Source organism: Streptomyces sp. NPDC044063 (genome assembly GCF_056434285.1).
In genome coordinates this window covers 193,122-209,868 of the sequence record NZ_JBWKFM010000006.1, presented here as the reverse complement: position 1 = coordinate 209,868, position 16,747 = coordinate 193,122, and the positions used below count along the sequence as shown (strand labels likewise).

Below are 16,747 nucleotides of genomic sequence, written 5' to 3'. Positions count from 1 at the left end.
CACGCTCCTCGCGGGGGAGTTGGCCGGTAGGTCCGGGGCCATCATGCCGACCGGTCGGTATGCCGTCCAGGGGTCCCCCGGTCCGGAATCCGGACGGGGGAGGGAGAGGGGTTGGGCCGGCCGGCCGGCGTAAGGCGTCAGGCGTGGCAGGCGATCGGGCGGCCGCCGTTCATGGTCTCCATGTCGGCCAGGACGGTGGGCATGTCGAGCGGCGCGGCGGCGGGGACGCCGTCGAGCTCGGCGTAGGCCCGGTGGAGGTTGGCGACCAGGCGCTCGCTCTCGCGCAGCGACGCGAACTCGCCCAGGTCGGCGGCGAGCGCGGCCTCCAGCGGGGTGCGGCCGGCCGCCCGGGACGCGCGGGCCAGCTCGTCGACGAAGCGCAGATAGGCCTCGATCGTGTCGTAGACGCCGGGGTCGGTCACCCGGCCGTGGCCCGGGACGACGACGGACGCGTCGAGGGTGCGCAGCACCTCGACGGCGCGCAGCGAGCCGCTCAGCGAGCCCATGAGGAGGAAGGGGGTGCCGCCGTGGAAGACGAGGTCGCCGGTGAAGACGATGCCGTGGCCGGGCAGGTGGACGATGGTGTCGCCGGCGGTGTGGGCCGGGCCGGGGTGGATCAGCCGCACCTCGGTGTCGCCCATGTGGAGGGTGAGGTCGTCGGTGTAGGTGAGCGTCGGGGCGGTGACCTCGACGTCGCCGTACTCGACCTCCGGCCACATGCCGTGCAGCTGGAGGCCCGCGGCGAGCACCTCGCGCCGGCAGTCGGTGTGCCCGACGACGGTGGCCTCGGGGGTGAAGACACAGTTGCCGTAGGTGTGGTCGCCGTGGTGGTGGGTGTTGACCACGAGCGAGGGGCGCGGGGCGCCGCTCGCGGTCACCGCGTCGGCCAGCCTCCGGGCCCGCCGCTCGGTGGCCGCCGTGTCGATCAGCAGGGTCCGGCCGCCGCCGGTGACGAATCCGGCGTTGTTCAGGCACCAGCCGCCGTCGGGCTGGATGTAGGCGGTCACTCCCGGGGCGAGCGCGACGGTGTACGGCTCGGTGGCCTCCGCCGCGGGGGCGGGTGCGGTGGTGTGCGTCCTGGTCATACGAGGCCCTCCCGTGCCGTGTGCCGCCCCGGCCGGGCGGATCCGATCACCCGTCAGAATACGGGCGCCGCGCGGAGGAAGGGCGGTTCCGGCGGACGGGATCGGGCCCTTCCGGCGGGCCGGACCGGGGCCGCCGCCGCGTACCGCGCCGGGGAGCACCGTGAACCCTGGAGGTTAAGGTCATGAACTATTCACTTGACCATCTGAAGTATCTGCCTCTATCGTCCTCTGGTTGCTTGACGACCTCAAGCATCCACGTCGTGAAGTAAATGTCGGGCAACGCGAAGGAACACCCCCCTCCCATGACCTCCCAGGCCCCCGCCGCCCCGCCGGGCACCCGGCGCAACGAGACCGTCGTCGTCTTCGCGCTGAGCCTCGCCGCCATGGTCGTCTCGATGATGCAGACGCTGGTCGTGCCGATCCTCGGCCTCATCCAGAACGACCTGGAGGCCACCTCCGCCGACGTCAGCTGGGTCACCACCGCGACCCTGCTGTCCGCCGCCGTCTTCACCCCGCTGCTCGGCCGCTTCGGCGACCAGCACGGCAAGAAGAAGACCCTGGTGGCCGTCCTGGTCGTCATGGTCGCCGGCTCCGTCCTCGCCGCCGTGACCCACTCCCTGCTCTGGCTGATCGTCGGCCGGGTGCTCCAGGGCGCCGCCACCGCGATCTTCCCGCTGGCGCTGTCCGTGCTCCGCGAGGAGATCCGCCCGGCCCGGCTGCCCGGCGCCATGGCCATGGTCAGCGGCACCCTCGCCTTCGGCAGCGGCCTGGCGCTCGTCGCCACCGGCCTGCTCACCTCCGGCGACGACCCCGACTACCGCAGCGCCTTCTGGCTGGCCACCGGCCTCGCCACGCTCGCCCTCATAGCCGTCGCCACCCTCGTCCCCGCCACCCGGGAGACCACCGGCGGCCGTACCGACGCCCTCGGCGCGCTCACCCTGGCCGCGACCCTGGTCCTGCTCCTGCTGCCCATCACCCAGGGCCACGAGTGGGGCTGGTCCTCCGCCCGCACCGTCGGCTGCTTCGCCGGCGCCGCCGTCATGGCCGCCGTCTGGACGCTGGTCGAGCGCCGGGTGCGCGAGCCCCTGGTGGACATGCGGATGTTCGCCCACCGGCCGGTGCTCTTCGCCAACCTCGCCGGCCTGCTCGTCGGCTTCGGCTCCTTCGCCCTCTTCATCGGCGTCTCGTACCTCGTGCAGATGCCCGAGCGGATCGCCGGCTACGGCTTCTCGGCCGGCGTGCTGCGCGCCTCGGTGGAGTACCTGCTGCCCAGCACCGTCGTCTCGCTCCTCGCCGCGCCCGTCGGCGGCCAGCTCGTCCGCCACAAGGGCCCCCGCCCGGTGCTCCTCCTCGCCTCGTTGATCGGCACCGTCGGCTTCGTGTGGATCGCCCTGGACCACAGCCACACGGTCTCCGTGATCGCCGCCGGCATGTGCGTCGGCGCCGCCATCAGCCTGGGCTACGCGGCCATGCCCGCCGTGATCGTCGCCAGTGTGCCGCACGAGCAGACCGGCATCGCCAACGGCATCAACTCCATCTCCCGCTCGACCGGCAGCGCCATCGGCAGCGCGATGATCACCACCGTGCTGGCGTCCAAGAGCCTGGAGCACCTGCCCCCGGGCGCGCCCAAGCTGCCCGCCGAGAGCCAGTTCACCCTCACCTTCGTCATCGCCGGCACGGCCTTCGCGCTGGTCGCCGTGGTGGCGTGGCTCGGGCTGCGCCGCATCGGCACCCTGCGGCCGGCCGCCGCGGTGGCGGACGCCGCTCCGGCGGCCGAGGCTGGGACCGCGGACCGCGCCGCGCAGATCATGAAGGAGACCGCACGATGAAGGCTGTGAGCTACCGCTCCTACGGCGGCCCCGAGGTCCTGGAGTACGGCGAGCTGCCCGCCCCCCACCCCGGCCCGGACTCCGTCCTGATCGAGGTCAGGGCGGCCGCGGTCAACCCCGTCGACTGGAAGGCCCGGGAGGGCTACCTCGGCGGCATGATCGACGCCGTCTTCCCCGTCGTCCCCGGCTGGGACGTCGCCGGCGTCGTCGTCGCGCCGGGCGCCGACACCCCCGAGTACCAGGTGGGCGACGAGGTCATCGGCTACGTCCGCGAGGACTTCCTCTCCCGCGGCACCTTCGCCGAATACGTCGCGGCGCCCGTGCGCACCCTCGCCCGCAAGCCCGCCAACCTCAGCTTCACCGAGGCCGCGGCGCTGCCGCTGGCCGGGCTGACCGCCTACCAGTGCCTCAAGGCCACCGGCGCCGGCGAGGGCGACACCGTCCTGGTCCACGCGGCCGCCGGCGGCGTCGGCTCCATGGCCGTCCAGCTCGCCCGGCACCTGGGCGCCCGCGTCATCGGCACCGCGAGCGAGCGCAACCACGACTACCTGCGCGCGCTGGGCGCCGAGCCCGTGACGTACGGGGACGGTCTCACCGAGCGGGTACGGGCCCTGGCGTCCGGCGGCGTGGACGTGGTCCTCGACCTCGTGGGCGGCGGCGTCGTCCAGGACGCGCCCCGCGTCACGGCCGACGGCGCCCGCCTGGTCTCCATCGCCGACCCGGCGGTGGCGGAGCTCGGCGGCCGCCTGCTGTGGGTCCGCCCGGACGCCGAGGACCTGACGGCCCTCGGCAGGCTGGCGGAGCAGGGCGTCCTGTCGGTGGAGGTGGCCCGCGTCTTCCCGCTGGAGAAGACGGCCGACGCCCACCGCCTCAGCGCCGAGGGCCACACGCGCGGCAAGATCGTCGTCACGGTGCCGTAGCGCGTCCGCGCGGGGGCACGAACGGGGGCGCCCCCCGGCCCCGGCCACGCCCTCCGGGCGCGGGGCCCTCCACGGGTCCGGTCGCGGACGCGGCCCGACGCGGACGCGCCCGACGCGGGCACGTCCGTGCGGGACCGCCCGGTCCGGTCGGTGGGTCGCCGTCGCCCGGCGGGGGCCCCGGGCCCGTACGCGCGTCGCGTCGCCGGGCGCGCTTCCGTACGTCCGGTAGGGATGGCCCCGGCTGGTCGGTGGGTCGCCGTCGCCCGGCGGGGGCCCCGGGCCCGTACGCGCGCCGCGTCGCCGGGCGCGCTGCCGTACGTCCGGTACGGGGGGCGGCCCGCCACCGTGTGCCGCCACCGCCGGGACGCGTCCCGACGCCGGGCGCCCGGGCCAGGGCACGGCCGGTCCGGCGCGCCCGACTGGGTCCGATCGCGCGGGGCGGCCCCGGCTGGTCGGTGGGTCGCCGTCGACCGGCGGGGGACCCGGGCCCGTACGCGCGCCGCGTCGCCGGGCGCGCTCCGGTACGTCCGGTACGGGGGGCGGCCCTCCGAGGTGCCGCACCGGCCACCGCCGGGACGCGCCCCGGCGCCGGGCGCCCTAGCGCGGGCGCGCCCGGTGTTCGCGCAGTCGCCGGTACGCCTCCAGCCCGTCCGGTACCCACTCCCAGGCGTCCAGGCGGGCCAGCACCTCCTCCTCCGGCAGGAAGTCCCACCAGGCGACCTCCTCCTCCTGCGGCGACACCGGCAGGTCGCAGCGGACCTCGTACACCGCCGACCACCACCGCCCGCCCGGCCCCTCGTACAGGAACCGGAACAGCGGGGTGGGCGTCGGCAGCCCGCTGACCCCCAGCTCCTCCTCCGCCTCGCGGAGGGCGGCCTCGTCGTACGTCTCGCCCGTGCCCAGGACCCCGCCCACGAACATGTCGTACCGCGAGGGGAAGACGAGCTTGCGGTCGGTGCGGCGGTGGACGAAGAGCCGCCCGCCCGCGTCCCTCGCCTGGACGAAGACGCAGCGGTGGATCAGGCCCTTCGTGTAGACCTCGCCCCGCGGCGCGCGCCCCGTCACCCGGTCGTCCTCGTCGACGACGTCCAGCACCTCGTCGGCCGCCGACGGCTGCGGCTGCTGATCGCTCATACGGCCATCCAACCAGCTAGCCCGCGCGCGGCACGCGGCGGCGTCAGCGCGGCTGGAGGTCCCGCTCCCGGTCCGTCTCCGTCATCCCCGACGGCATCGCCGGATGGCGCCCGATCAGCACGATCCCGCACACGATCGCCACCAGCCCCGCGGCCTCCCAGGCCAGCGCCCCCGGCGTGGTCCGCAGCCGGTCGCCCAGGAAGCCCACCCCGCAGACGATCCCGGCGAGCGGCTGGGCCGCGGTCAGCGCGGGCAGCGACATCCGCAGCGGCGCCGTCTCGAAGGCGCTCTGCACCAGCAGCAGCGCGGTCACGCCCAGCGCGGCCACCGCGTACGGCTGCCAGCTGGTGAACAGCGCCGTCCAGCCGCCGTGGTCCAGGCGGTCGCCGGTCACCCGGGTGAGCGCGTCCTGGACGCCGTACAGCAGCCCGGCGGCGACGGCCAGCAGGGCGGCCTCGGTGCTCATCCGCACCCGTTTGGAGACGGCCGCGAGCAGCAGCGCCCCGCCCACCATCAGCCCGACGATCAGCCAGTGGCGCAGCGGGTCGGTGACCGTGGCGCCGCCCTCCGGCCGGCCCGCCACGATGAACGCGGCCACGCCGCCCGCGAGCAGCCAGAGCCCGGACCAGCCCGTGAGGCCCAGCGACTGCCTGGTCAGCACGCGGGAGAGGGCCATCGCGAACAGCAGGTTCGTCGCCATGAGCGGCTCGACCAGCGACACCTCGCCCCAGTTGAGCGCGAGCGCGCCCAGGACCATGCCGCACACCATGAAGGCGATGCCCGCGAGCCAGCGCGGCATGCGCACGAGGTCCAGCAGCAGCCGGAAGGAGAGGAAGTCGCTCATGGGGGCCCGCTGCGCGGCGTTCTGCTGCAGCACGAACCCCACGCCCAGACAGCACGCCGCGCTCACGGCGAAGGCGAAGACCATCACGTCGCGCACCTCAAGACCGTGCGGTCGTCGGAGACTTGACAGGGAAACGATAGCCGCCCCGGGGGCGGTGTGACGTCTGGGTACCCCCCTTTCGGCCGTTCATCCGGGTCGTGCGGGAACGCCTCCGCGGCCCCTTCCGCACCCCCAGTGTCGAACATGCGTGCAGTGAACATATGCACGCACACTGAAGGGGTTCCTCCGCAAGCGGTGCCGGACCTCACCGGTCCCGCAACGTGAGCCGACGGTACGTTACTTGACGTTATGTCAGCATCAAGATCGGTCTTGACGCGGAGCAGTGACTACCGGTTTGCTGTGCGTGATCGTGACAGCCTGTCCGCCGGCGCCCCGGCCCGGCGCCGGAGGGGGACGCACGCCGTGGAGGGAGCCCGCAGATGACGCCCTCCCTGGGCCGCGCGCGGAGCAAGGACGGGCCCGCGTTCGACCCGGCCCTCGACGACCACGACCTCGCCGCCGCCCGCGACGCCCTGGCCCGGGGCCGCTGGGCCGACGCCCGCCGCCTCCTCGCCCGCACCGGCGACGACTGGGACCGCCGCGGCCACCGCCTCGTCGTCCTCGCCGAGGGCCCCACGAGCGCCGCCTGGGCCCGCGAATGGCGGCTGGCCGAGCCCGACAGCGCCGACGCCGCCACCCTCCTCGCCTGCGCCGCCGTCGTCCGCGCCGTCCACGGCAGGGACCACCCCGACGCGGCCCGCGCCCTGTGCCAGGAGGCGGCCAGGATGGCGCCGCGCGACCCCACCCCCTGGCTCGGCGCCCTGATCCTCGCCCACCGCACCGGCACCGCCGCCGAACGCGTCCGCGCCTTCGACCAGGTGCGCGCCCGGCACCGCGACCACCACCACGCCCACCACCTCATGGCCGCCTGCCTGGCCGAGCACCAGGAGGGCGACCGCGACGACCCGCTGCACGAGGTCTACGACTTCGCCGCCTGGGCCGCCGAGCAGGCCCCCGCCGACTCGCCCCTGGCCGTCCTGCCCGTCGTCGCCCACGCCGAGCGCTACCGCGTCCTCGCCCGCGCCGGCCTCGAACCCCCCGACCCGGCCCGCTCCCGGCACTGGACCACCCGGCGCGCCCGCCAGGTCATGAAGGCCGCCTTCGACTGGTGGCTGGAATGGGACGTCGACGACGTCGACGACACGGGCCACCCCGAAGCCACGGGCGACGCCGGCCACGCCACCGCCCACCCCCGCCGCAAGGTCGACCTCAACTACCTCGCCCACGCCAAGCTCCACGAGGGCCGGCCCGCCGAGGCCGCCGCCCTCCTCACCCGCATCGGGCCGCACGCCACGCCCGCCCCCTGGTCCTTCCCCGACCGGGACCCCAAGAAGGCCTTCAGGGCCGCCCGCCGCGCCGCCCTCGGCGCCTCCTGAGCCGGCCCCCACCCCCAGGAAGGACCACTTCCGTCATGTGCACGGGCACCACCAGCGAGATCCGCACCTTCAAGGGGCGCGGCCCGCGCCTGGGCGCCGGCCGCATCGGCGCGGCCGGCCTCCTGCTCTCGGTCGTCGCGGCCAGCGCCCCCCTCATGGTGACGGCCGGCGTCATGCCCACCACGTACGGGACCATGGGCATCGTCGGCCAGCCCCTGCTCTACGTCGTGCTCGGCGCCGTCCTGACCCTCTTCGCCTTCGGCTACGCCGAGATGAGCCGGCACGTCCACAACGCCGGCGCCTTCTACGCCTACATCGCCCGCGGCCTGGGCGGCACCGCCGGAGCCGCCGCCTCCGTCGTCGCCCTGGTCGCCTACAGCGCCCTCCAGGTCGGCATGTACGGCATCTTCGGCCACGAGCTCGCCACCCTGCTGCGCGACCGCCTCGGCGTGGACATCCCCTGGTGGGCGCCCGCGCTGGCCGCCGTCGCCGCCGTCGCCTTCCTGGGCTGGCGCAAGATAGGCCTCAGCGTCAAGGTCCTCGGCGTGCTGCTGCTCGCCGAATGCGCGATGGTCGCCGCCTTCGACCTCGCCGCCGTCCTGAGGCCCGGCGCCGACGGCCTGTCCCTCCACGCCTTCGACCCGGCCACCCTCTCCGGCGCCGGCCTCGGCACCGCGCTCTCCTTCACCATCGCCTCGTTCGTCGGCTTCGAACAGGCCGCCGTCTACGCCGAGGAGACCAGCCGCCCCCACGTCGTCGTCGCCCGCGTGACCTTCCTCGCCGTCGGCTTCGTCGCCCTCTTCTTCGCCGCCGGCTCCTGGGCCCTGAGCGTGGCCGCCGGCCCCTCCCGGATCGTCGAGGCCTCCCGGGAGGCCGGCCCCCGCCTGCTCTTCGAGCTCACCGCCGACCGGCTCGGCGCCGGCTTCAGCGACGTCATGCACCTCTTCTACGCGACCGGCACCTTCGCCGCCATGCTCAGCTTCCACAACGTCGTCGCCCGCTACGCCTTCGCCATGGGCCGCGAGGGCCTGCTGCCCGCCGCCGTCAGCCGCACCGCCCCCGCCGGCGGCGCCCCCGCCCACGGCTCGCTGCTGCAGACCGCCGTCTCGGTCGTGACCGTCTGCGCCTTCGCCGCCACCGACGACCGCCCGCGGGGCGACCCCACCACGCCCGTCATCCGCCTCTTCACCTGGACCGGCAACATCGGCGCCCTGGGCGTCATCCTCCTGATGGCGGCCACCAGCGCAGCCGTGATCGCCTTCTTCGCCCGCCGCGGCGCGGCCCGCGCCCACGCCCCCCGCCTGGCCGCCTCCGCCGTCTCGGGCCTGGCCCTGCTGGTCATCGCCGGCTACACGGTCAAGGACTTCGGCATCCTCCTCGGCACCGACCCCGGCCCCGTCATGCGCTGGGCACCACCGGCCGTCATCGGCCTCGCCGCCCTGGCCGGCCTGGCCCACGGCCTGATCCTCAAGACGACGCGCCCCACGACCCACGCCCGCATCGGCCAGGGCAACGAGGCCTTCCAACTGGCCAGAGCGGCCGAGGCCACGGCCCGCTGCGAGGAGCGGGCGGCGGGGCCGGGAACAGCGGGAAACCTCGGATGAACCGGGCCTTCAGGTGAGGGACGCCAACGCCCCGCTATGAGTGAACGTGCCTCGGCTCCCCGCACCGCCCCCTGCGAGCACCGCTCGAAGGCTCGGCCGTACAGCTCGACCTGGCTGGGCTGCGTGAGGGTGGAAGCCGTCCAACGTGTCCGCGTGCACCCTGGTGTCGTCGAAGATCGTGAAGGTCGGCATGGGCCACATGACGCGCTGAGCCGAGAACGGGATGATGCCCACGGCGACGTTCTGGAGATCCATGACCGCGAGCAGGTGACCGAGATGTGCCGCCATGGTTTCGACGCCGCACAGCCGATACCGCAGCACCGCTTCCTCCAGGACGAAGGAGAAGCGGTGCGCGCCGTTGCCCAGCACGGCATTGCGTCTGATGCGGGCCGCTACCGCATCGGCCACATCGTCCGGTGTTCCCCGGAAACCCGCGATGGACGACAGCAGGGCAGTGGCGTATCCGGGAGTGTGGAGGAATCCAGGAATCACGTCGGACACATAGACCCGGAACAGCTTTGTTCGCTGGTACAGGTCTGCTGTGGTCTCCTGCAAACGCCGGAGACCGCTCCGCTGGAGTTGCTTCCACTGCACGTGAGCATCGGCGGACTGCCTGTTTGCCGCGACCAGGTCGGCGACCTGGTCATCGGCGGCACAGGCTCGGCACCACGCTCCGATGTCCTGGTCGGAGGGAGACGTCCTGGCGTTCTCGATCCGGGACGACTTCGATTCCGACCATCCGCACCTGGCGGCCAGCTCCCGCCCGCTGATCCCCGCGTCCTTCCGGATCTCACGCAGACGACCGGCGATCTCTTCGCGAGTCCTCTGAACGCGTGAGGAGGGATGTGGGGGCATGGAGCCGGCCTTCGTCAGATCTCGTACAGGTGGTGCGGGATCGATCGCTCCCAGACTGTCTCGAAGGCAACGGAGCACAGCTTCACGGTGTCCGGGTCGTCGGTGATCTCGTCCTCGACCACCACTCCGTCACCGGAGAAGTGGTGCACCCGGAGAAGCGCGCCGTCGAACAGCCAGAAGTCATTCCCGGGCAACGGGATGCTCGTGGCCCGTCGCCGTGGCAGCCACCGGACCTCTTCGCCCGCCGTGATGTTGGCATGCGTGACGTAGTGCTCCCATCGGATGTACTCCGACACGGGCTCCGAGACAATCCGGGCGCGCCGGATCACCACGCCTCGGGCCACCGTGTCCCTGATCAACTGATCGTAGGGATGCCACCAGGCCTCACGATCCTCCCAGCTGATCCGCTCGCCCCGCTTCCACGACTCGAACCGGTCGGTGGGGGCGTAGAAGTCACGCAGCTCCAGATGGACGGCCGACCGCTCGCGCCGACCCAGCAGCTCAGCGAAGCCGGGCTCGCTCGACGGCATCGTGATCCCGGTCGGTGTCAGGGTCGATCCCGATGAACTCTACGGCCATGGCTGACTCCCTGGTCCACGCGTTTGCTCGGGCTTGCATGAGCGTTGCCGAACAGCAGAGATGGCGTCAATGGTGCGACTGGCCATGCCGATTGGCGTGCAGGCTCGTGCAAGGTCGTGGCGCCCCGCGTTCACCGCTTTCTACCGTCGGTCCCATCGCCCCCGGACGTGACCGGAGCCCTGTCCCTGCCGCTGAGCAACGGGAAGGGCTGCTGCGGGCGGGATACACAACGGCGCGGGCACCGGCTCCCGTGTCGCGCGAACGTTCGACAGGAAGGAGCGCACGAGAATGGGTAAGCAGAACGAAGACGGCTGGGACCCGCACGCCAACCAGGATCAGGCGACCGATCCCGACACCCGCGCTTCGCAGAACGGGGACGTGTGCAGCAGCATGGCCGACGACGAGGACCGCGAAGGGAAGTAGCGCCCGTGATCCACGGCGAGAACCTGGCGAAAGACCTGCGGCGTGACCACGGCTTCATTCACGTCGGACGTACCAGGGACGGCAAGGCCGTGGTCATGCGCAAACGCGACAAGTGGACCGTGGTCCCTCTGCGCTGGCTCACCGAAGACGCTGTGGACACCATCAAGGCGCAGGCCGGGATCAGCCTCGTGTGAGTCCGCGAACGAATGAACGCCCCCGCCGGAATCGGCGGGGGCGTTCTTCTTCGTCAGGACGTCTCCTCCAGCCCCTTGCTCACCCGGCGCGAGACCGTGAACGCGTAGAGGTCCAGTACCCCCGGCGGCTCCGCCAGGCCCGGGCCGCCGGATCGTACCCAGGTGGCGATGTCCGTCAGTGCGTCGTCGTCGTTGACCAGGCCCAGCCACACGGGCCGGCCGCCGGCCGCGCGGCCCGCCGCCGAGGGCTGGACCACCATCACGTTGGCCTGGTCGCACACGTCCAGGCACTCCGAGGCGCGCACCAGGGCCGCGTCGCCCACGGCCTCCCGCAGGCGGCGGGTCTGCCCGGCGTGGTCGACGCCGGGCACCTTGCTCGGGTCGCCGCAGCAGCAGCCCCGGCACACCGTGATCCGGCAGGTCGCGGCGGAGGGGGCGGGGACGCGGGCGCTCGTGGAGATCATCCGGCAGATGATACGCACGGCCGGTCGAGGGGCCCCGGGCGTCGCCTCAGGCGAACTCCGGTTCCGGGGCGGCCGGGCCGCCCAGGGCGTCGCGGCGGCTCGGCATCCGCAGGGAGACCATGCGGCGCCAGCCGCCGAGGCGTTCGTAGGCGTGGACGGCGCGGATGCCCGCCGCCAGGCCGGCCGCCTTGGGGCGGGGCCAGCGCAGGATGCGGCCCATGTGGCCCATGACGGCGAGGCTGACGTCGCGGTAGACGGCGATCTCGGCGAGCGCGCTCTCCCGCAGCAGCCGCTGGATCAGGCGGCCGTGGCCGGCCGCGGCCAGCCGTAGCAGTTCCTCGTGGCAGTAGGCGAGGTGGTTGGTCTCGTCGTGGCAGATCATCCGGATGGCCTTGCCGACCTCGGGGTGGTCGCCGAAGTGGTGGGTGAGCATCTCCATCTGGTCCGCGGCGCGTTGCTCGGTGACGCGGCTGTGGGCGAGGTAGGCGATGATGTCGTGCTCGGTGAGGGGGGTGTCGGCGCGCAGCTTGGTGTGCGGCAGGCCGATGCCCTCGCGTTCGAGGATCATCGTGTAGTCGGTCTCCGGCGGGACGTCGAGCCGGGGCAGGCCGCGCTTGTGCAGGAGGGCCTCGAAGATCCGGCCGTGCTTGTCCTCGTCCGCGCCGTGCCGGGCGATCCTGGGGGCGAGGGTGCGGCAGCTCTCGGGCACGAGGACGGCGATCCGGCCGTTCTCCCAGCCGCCCTGGTGCTCGCCGCCGGCGGCGATGGAGCAGAACAGCTGGTAGGCGTCGTCGTTGTCGAGGATTTCCTGGAAGACACTTCTGGCCGTGATCATCGCCTCACCTCCGTAGCCACTCCAGTCAAGTGGCGGGCGGAGGGGGCGGCAATCAGGGGCAGCCGCACGCTCGGCCGAACGGGGGATTTCGTACGGGGATTCCAGGGGTGCCCGGCGCGTAACCTCGCGGGCGTGCGGCCGTTGTGCTCGGTGTCGGCCGTGGCGGGGAAGACGACCCCCGAGCCCCCACCACGGCCGCGGCCCTCCTCGGGGCTACGCCAGGCCGGCCCGCTCCAGGGCCTCGACGCCGGCGCGCAGGCTCGCGATCCGCTCGTCCAGCGTGAAGCCGGCCGGGGCCAGCGACAGGGTGGTCACCCCGGCCTCGGCGTAGGCCGTCATCCGGTCGGCGATGCGTTCCACGGAGCCCAGCAGGCTGGTGGAGTCGATCAGCGCGCGCGGCACGGCCGCGGCGGCGCCCGCCTTGTCGCCGGAGAGGTACTTCTCCTGGATCTCGGCCGCCTCCTTCTCGTAGCCCATGCGGCACGCCAGCTTGTTGTAGAAGTTCTGCTTCGCGCTGCCCATGCCGCCCACGTAGAGGGCGGTGTACGGACGGAAGAGGTCGGCGAGGGCGTCGACGTCGTCGCCGAGGGCCATGGGCACGGTCGGGACGAGGTCGAAGCCGTCGAGGTCCTTGCCCGCCTTGGCGCGGCCGGCGCGCAGCGCGCCCAGGGTGGTCTCCTCGGCGTGCTCCGGGGCGAAAAAGACGACGAGGGCGCCGTCGGCGATCTCGCCGGTCTGCTCCAGGTTCTTCGGGCCGATGGCCGCGATGTACAGCGGGATGTGCTCGCGCACCGGGTGCACGGTGAGCTTGATCGGCTTGCCCGGGCCGTCCGGCAGCGGCAGCGTCCAGTGCTCGCCCGCGTGGGTGACGCGCTCGCGGGCCATGGCCTTGCGCACGATCTCGACGTACTCGCGGGTGCGGGCGAGCGGCTTGTCGAACTTCACGCCGTACCAGCCCTCGGAGACCTGGGGGCCGGAGACGCCGAGGCCCAGCCGGAACCGGCCGCCGGAGAGCGAGTCCAGGGTGGCCGCCGTCATCGCCGTCATGGTGGGCGTACGGGCCGGGATCTGGAGGATCGCCGAGCCGACGTCGATGCGCTCGGTCTGCGCCGCCACCCAGGACAGCACGGTCGGCGCGTCGGATCCGTAGGCCTCGGCGGCCCAGCAGACCGCGTAGCCGAGGCGGTCGGCCTCGCGCGCGACCGCGAGGTTGTCCGCGTCCATCCCGGCTCCCCAGTAGCCGAGGTTGATTCCGAGCCGCATGCCGCACCCCTTACTGATAAGTAACATCGTCGTCGCGGGGACTCTAGCGCGCCCGCCGGGGGTACGTCACCGGTGAGTTGTCCACAGGCGGTGGCGGCACGGCAACGCGGCGTCGGCCGGACAGTACGCTCAGCGCTCATGGAACACAGGCACCTCGGCCGTACGGGCCTGCGGGTCTCCCGGCTCGGGCTCGGCACCCTCACCTGGGGCCGGGACACCGGGGAGCACGACGCGGCCGAGCAGCTCAAGACCTTCCGCGACGCGGGCGGCACCCTCGTCGACACCGCCGACGTCTACGCCGACGGCGGCTCCGAACTCCTCCTCGGCCGGCTGCTGGCCGACCTCGTCCCGCGCGACGAGCTGGTCATCGCCACCAAGGCCGGCAGCGTCCTCGACCCCGAGCGGCGCGTCGACTGCTCCCGGGGCCATCTGCTCGCCGCCCTCGACGCCTCCCTCGCCCGGCTGGGCACGGACCACGTGGACGTCTGGCAGATCCACGCCTTCGACCCCGGCACCCCCGTCGAGGAGACCCTCCAGGCCGTCGACCTCGCGGTGAGCAGCGGCCGGGCGCGCTACGCAGGCGTCTCCAACTTCTGCGGCTGGCAGCTCGCCAAGGCCGCCACCTGGCAGCTGGCCGCGCCGGGCACCCGCACCCGGCTGGCCTCCACCCAGATGGAGTACTCCCTGCTGCAGCGCGGCATCGAGCGCGAGGTGCTGCCCGCCGCCCGTGACCTGGGCGTGGGTGTGCTGCCCTCGTCGCCGCTGGGCCGCGGCGTGCTGACGGGCAAGTACCGCCGCTCCACCCCGGCCGACTCCCGGGCGGCCTCCGAGCACCTGGCCCCCTTCGTCGAGCCCTACCTCGACGAGCCGGCGGGCCGCATCGTCGACGCCGTCGCCACCGCCGCCGACGGCCTCGCCACCACCCCCTTGCAGGTCGCCCTCGCCTGGGTGCGGGACCGCCCCGGGGTCGTCGCGCCCATCGTCGGCGCCCGCACCGCCCAGCAGCTGCGCGAGGCGCTGTCAGTGGAGGCCCTTACGCTTCCGGACGAGATCTGCCGGGCGCTCGACGACGTGTCGGCGCCCGTGCACCGCTACCCGGACCAGGACTGGAGCACCTTGTGAACGACGATCGCCCTGCCGACGGGGCCGACGGGACCGCCGGCGCCGACGCGTCCGCCGCGGACCGTCCCGGCGAACCCCCGGCCGTCCCGGCCGGGCGGTCCACCGCCGTCGAGGCGCTCGCCGCGGCCGTACGGGCCGTGGAGAGCGGGGAGCGCTCCGCCGCGTCGTTCTTCACCGAGCCCCGACCCGCCGCCCGGCCGCCGCGCCCCGCGCGCCCGGCACCGGCGGACCGCCCCGCCACCGTGCCGCCGCCCGCCCGGGCGGCGGTGATCCCGCCCAGCGCCGAGCTGACCGAGGTGCTCGCGGCGGGCGGGGCCCCGGAGCAGCTGGCCGGGCAGGCCGCCGCCGCGCTCGGCGAGGACGCGGCCACGGCCCTGCGCGAGGACCCCTGGCGGCTGCTGGCCGTGGCCGGCGTACGGCCCGAGCAGGCGGACGGCTTCGCCCGGGCCCTGCTCGGCGCGGAGTGCGGGCCGGGCGACGAGCGGCGGGCACGGGCGCTGGTCGGCTGGCTCCTGGAGCGCGCCGCGCTCATGGGGCACACGGTCCTGGACTCGGCGGCCCTGCGCGCCGAGCTCGCCCGGCGCGCGGTGCCCGACCCGGACGAGGCCCTGAGCGCCGCCGTCGCCGACGGCTCGGTGCTGGTCTTCCGGGAGGGCCCGGAGCCCGAGGAGGCGATGGACGCCGAGGGCGGCGAGGGTGCCGAAGGCGACGAGGCGGCCGGTGAGGGCGGAGAGGCCGGCCCGGTGCTGCTGGGCCTGGACCGCTACGCGATGGCCGAGGAGAGCCTCGCCGACGGCCTCGCCCGGCTGGCCAGCGCCGCCGTCCCGGAGACTGTCCCGGGCACGGAGCCGGAGGCCGGGCCGGGCACGGGGCCGGACGAGGCCACGGAGAAGACCCCCGCCGGCGGGGACGCCGCCCCGGACGCCCGCGACGGCTGGGAGGGCGCCGCCGCGCGCGCGTCCTCGCCCTCCGCCGCCGAGCTGATCCGCGCCGCCGCCACGGCCGGCCTGGTGACCCACAGCGGAGGCGAGGCCGCGCGGGCCGAGCCCGCCGCCCTGGTCGCCGCCGCCGCGGAGCTGGGACTGCGGGCCTGCGCCGCCGCCCACACCGAGGACGGCCGCCGGCGCCTGGCCGCGCTCGGCGTCACCGACGCCGTGACCGTGGCCGGGCTGCTCTCCGGGCACGAGGGCCCGGGACGCGACGAGGACGGCACCCTGGCCCTGGACGTGCTGGCGGTGCTGGACGCGCCCCAGCTCGACGTGGAGACGGCGGCGCTGCTGGTCGAGTCGCTCGCGGACGGCACCCGGCTCGTCCTCTCCGGCGACCCCGGTGTCCTGTGGTCCGCGGGCCCGGGCCGGGTGTTCGCCGACGTCGTGGCCTCGCGTACGTGTCCCTCGGTCATCTCCCGCACCCCCGACCCCGGTCCGGTCGGCGAGCTGGTCTCCGGCATCGGCGTCGGCGAGCTCCAGCAGGTGGAGGCCCCCGGCAAGGAGGTCGTGATCGTTCCCGTACGGGAGCCGGCCGAGGCGGTGCACCGCACGGTGCAGCTCGTCGCCGACTCCGTGCCCCGCGCCATCGGCGTGCCCGCCGACCGCACCCAGGTCATCACCACGGGCCACGGCGGCCCCGCCGGCACCCGCGCGCTCAACGCGGCCCTCAAGGAGCGGCTGAACCCCGGCCCCGGCCGGTTCGGCGGCTTCGACGCGGGCGACCGCGTCGCGTACGTGCCCGCGCCCGGCCGGATGGTGCCCGGCACCGTCACCGGGGCGGACGCCGAGGGGCTGCGGCTGGACTGCGGCGGCACGCCCGTCGTCGTACCGCCCTCCCGGGTGGCCGAGGAGGTGCGCCACGGCTGGGCCGTGACCGCCCACCAGGCCGTGGGCACGGTCTGGGACGCGGCCGTCGTGGTGCTGCCCGGGGACGCCGCGGCGTCGCTGACGCGCTCCTGGGTGTACACGGCGTTCAGCCGGGGCACCCGCCATCTGTCGGTGGTGCACGGCGTGGACCAGGCGCTGGCCCGTTCGGTCGCCGAGGTCCCGGCCAAGGAGCGGCACACCCGGCTGCGGGCGCTGCTGGAGGCCCAGCTGCGGCCGGCCGGCTGACCACGGGCTGACCGCACGA

Annotated in this window: 15 protein-coding genes and 1 pseudogene; 8 read left to right on the top strand and 8 right to left on the bottom strand. The window is 74.3% G+C overall.

Annotated elements, in window-relative coordinates:
* Nucleotides 1–137: 137 nt before the first annotated feature.
* Nucleotides 138–1,085, bottom strand: coding sequence for an MBL fold metallo-hydrolase (locus tag AC07BS_RS10840; protein WP_478644875.1), 948 nt, complete (start codon nucleotides 1,083–1,085; stop codon nucleotides 138–140).
* A 302-nt stretch (nucleotides 1,086–1,387) separates the two neighbouring features.
* Between AC07BS_RS10840 and AC07BS_RS10835 the strand changes: the two genes are divergently transcribed.
* Nucleotides 1,388–2,914 (top strand): MFS transporter, encoded by a 1,527-nt coding sequence (locus tag AC07BS_RS10835; protein ID WP_478931445.1) that lies wholly within the window; start codon nucleotides 1,388–1,390, stop codon nucleotides 2,912–2,914.
* Complete coding sequence (locus AC07BS_RS10830) at nucleotides 2,911–3,834, top strand: NADP-dependent oxidoreductase (RefSeq protein WP_478931443.1); 924 nt, start codon at nucleotides 2,911–2,913, stop codon at nucleotides 3,832–3,834. Before AC07BS_RS10835 ends, AC07BS_RS10830 begins: the two co-directional genes overlap by 4 nt.
* 597 nt (nucleotides 3,835–4,431) lie before the next feature.
* Here the strand turns inward: AC07BS_RS10830 and AC07BS_RS10825 are convergent.
* Complete coding sequence (locus tag AC07BS_RS10825) at nucleotides 4,432–4,968, bottom strand: NUDIX hydrolase (protein WP_478931442.1); 537 nt, start codon at nucleotides 4,966–4,968, stop codon at nucleotides 4,432–4,434.
* Nucleotides 4,969–5,011: 43 nt separating this feature from the next.
* Nucleotides 5,012–5,896, bottom strand: a complete 885-nt coding sequence (locus tag AC07BS_RS10820; RefSeq protein ID WP_478931501.1) for a DMT family transporter — start codon at nucleotides 5,894–5,896, stop codon at nucleotides 5,012–5,014.
* 395 nt (nucleotides 5,897–6,291) lie between these two features.
* Here AC07BS_RS10820 and AC07BS_RS10815 point away from each other — a divergent pair, with 395 nt between their 5' ends.
* Complete coding sequence (locus tag AC07BS_RS10815; RefSeq protein WP_478644866.1) at nucleotides 6,292–7,287, top strand: hypothetical protein; 996 nt, start codon at nucleotides 6,292–6,294, stop codon at nucleotides 7,285–7,287.
* A gap of 35 nt (nucleotides 7,288–7,322) precedes the next feature.
* Nucleotides 7,323–8,891: an APC family permease gene (locus tag AC07BS_RS10810; RefSeq protein ID WP_478931441.1), complete on the top strand. Its 1,569-nt coding sequence runs from the start codon at nucleotides 7,323–7,325 to the stop codon at nucleotides 8,889–8,891.
* A 32-nt stretch (nucleotides 8,892–8,923) separates the two neighbouring features.
* Here the strand turns inward: AC07BS_RS10810 and AC07BS_RS10805 are convergent.
* Both AC07BS_RS10805 and AC07BS_RS10800 read right to left on the bottom strand, forming a co-directional pair.
* Nucleotides 8,924–9,746 (bottom strand): annotated as a pseudogene (locus AC07BS_RS10805) (helix-turn-helix domain-containing protein); the annotation flags it as partial.
* Between the two features lie 14 nt (nucleotides 9,747–9,760).
* On the bottom strand, nucleotides 9,761–10,276 hold the full coding sequence (locus AC07BS_RS10800) for a DUF6879 family protein (RefSeq protein ID WP_478931440.1): 516 nt from the start codon (nucleotides 10,274–10,276) through the stop codon (nucleotides 9,761–9,763).
* A gap of 337 nt (nucleotides 10,277–10,613) precedes the next feature.
* Between AC07BS_RS10800 and AC07BS_RS10795 the strand changes: the two genes are divergently transcribed.
* Both AC07BS_RS10795 and AC07BS_RS10790 read left to right on the top strand, forming a co-directional pair.
* Nucleotides 10,614–10,748: a hypothetical protein gene (locus AC07BS_RS10795; RefSeq protein WP_478931438.1), complete on the top strand. Its 135-nt coding sequence runs from the start codon at nucleotides 10,614–10,616 to the stop codon at nucleotides 10,746–10,748.
* A gap of 5 nt (nucleotides 10,749–10,753) precedes the next feature.
* Nucleotides 10,754–10,942 (top strand): hypothetical protein, encoded by a 189-nt coding sequence (locus tag AC07BS_RS10790; protein ID WP_478644861.1) that lies wholly within the window; start codon nucleotides 10,754–10,756, stop codon nucleotides 10,940–10,942.
* Nucleotides 10,943–10,995: 53 nt separating this feature from the next.
* Here the strand turns inward: AC07BS_RS10790 and AC07BS_RS10785 are convergent, their stop codons facing one another.
* The 3 genes from AC07BS_RS10785 to AC07BS_RS10775 form a co-directional block, all read right to left on the bottom strand.
* Entirely contained in the window at nucleotides 10,996–11,406 is a 411-nt protein-coding gene (locus AC07BS_RS10785) for a (2Fe-2S) ferredoxin domain-containing protein (RefSeq protein ID WP_478644858.1), read from the bottom strand.
* A gap of 46 nt (nucleotides 11,407–11,452) precedes the next feature.
* Complete coding sequence (locus AC07BS_RS10780) at nucleotides 11,453–12,241, bottom strand: ferritin-like domain-containing protein (RefSeq protein ID WP_478644856.1); 789 nt, start codon at nucleotides 12,239–12,241, stop codon at nucleotides 11,453–11,455.
* Nucleotides 12,242–12,454: 213 nt separating this feature from the next.
* A complete protein-coding gene (locus tag AC07BS_RS10775; protein ID WP_478644854.1) occupies nucleotides 12,455–13,504 on the bottom strand; it encodes an LLM class F420-dependent oxidoreductase in 1,050 nt (349 codons plus the stop codon).
* 138 nt (nucleotides 13,505–13,642) lie between these two features.
* Here AC07BS_RS10775 and AC07BS_RS10770 point away from each other — a divergent pair, with 138 nt between their 5' ends.
* Both AC07BS_RS10770 and AC07BS_RS10765 read left to right on the top strand, forming a co-directional pair.
* Nucleotides 13,643–14,626, top strand: a complete 984-nt coding sequence (locus AC07BS_RS10770) for an aldo/keto reductase (protein WP_478644853.1) — start codon at nucleotides 13,643–13,645, stop codon at nucleotides 14,624–14,626.
* Nucleotides 14,623–16,728, top strand: coding sequence for a helix-hairpin-helix domain-containing protein (locus tag AC07BS_RS10765; protein WP_478931435.1), 2,106 nt, complete (start codon nucleotides 14,623–14,625; stop codon nucleotides 16,726–16,728). Before AC07BS_RS10770 ends, AC07BS_RS10765 begins: the two co-directional genes overlap by 4 nt.
* Nucleotides 16,729–16,747: the final 19 nt, after the last annotated feature.

What these genes read in the sequence shown, in the direction of transcription:
- AC07BS_RS10780 (WP_478644856.1), bottom strand. Translation starts at nt 12,241, where the DNA reads ATGATCACGGCCAGAAGTGTCTTCCAGGAAATCCTCGACAACGACGAC.
- AC07BS_RS10795 (WP_478931438.1), top strand. Translation starts at nt 10,614, where the DNA reads ATGGGTAAGCAGAACGAAGACGGCTGGGACCCGCACGCCAACCAGGAT.
- AC07BS_RS10835 (WP_478931445.1), top strand. Translation starts at nt 1,388, where the DNA reads ATGACCTCCCAGGCCCCCGCCGCCCCGCCGGGCACCCGGCGCAACGAG.
- AC07BS_RS10785 (WP_478644858.1), bottom strand. Translation starts at nt 11,406, where the DNA reads ATGATCTCCACGAGCGCCCGCGTCCCCGCCCCCTCCGCCGCGACCTGC.
- AC07BS_RS10810 (WP_478931441.1), top strand. Translation starts at nt 7,323, where the DNA reads ATGTGCACGGGCACCACCAGCGAGATCCGCACCTTCAAGGGGCGCGGC.
- AC07BS_RS10840 (WP_478644875.1), bottom strand. Translation starts at nt 1,085, where the DNA reads ATGACCAGGACGCACACCACCGCACCCGCCCCCGCGGCGGAGGCCACC.
- AC07BS_RS10825 (WP_478931442.1), bottom strand. Translation starts at nt 4,968, where the DNA reads ATGAGCGATCAGCAGCCGCAGCCGTCGGCGGCCGACGAGGTGCTGGAC.
- AC07BS_RS10820 (WP_478931501.1), bottom strand. Translation starts at nt 5,896, where the DNA reads ATGGTCTTCGCCTTCGCCGTGAGCGCGGCGTGCTGTCTGGGCGTGGGG.
- AC07BS_RS10770 (WP_478644853.1), top strand. Translation starts at nt 13,643, where the DNA reads ATGGAACACAGGCACCTCGGCCGTACGGGCCTGCGGGTCTCCCGGCTC.
- AC07BS_RS10815 (WP_478644866.1), top strand. Translation starts at nt 6,292, where the DNA reads ATGACGCCCTCCCTGGGCCGCGCGCGGAGCAAGGACGGGCCCGCGTTC.
- AC07BS_RS10830 (WP_478931443.1), top strand. Translation starts at nt 2,911, where the DNA reads ATGAAGGCTGTGAGCTACCGCTCCTACGGCGGCCCCGAGGTCCTGGAG.
- AC07BS_RS10800 (WP_478931440.1), bottom strand. Translation starts at nt 10,276, where the DNA reads ATGCCGTCGAGCGAGCCCGGCTTCGCTGAGCTGCTGGGTCGGCGCGAG.
- AC07BS_RS10775 (WP_478644854.1), bottom strand. Translation starts at nt 13,504, where the DNA reads ATGCGGCTCGGAATCAACCTCGGCTACTGGGGAGCCGGGATGGACGCG.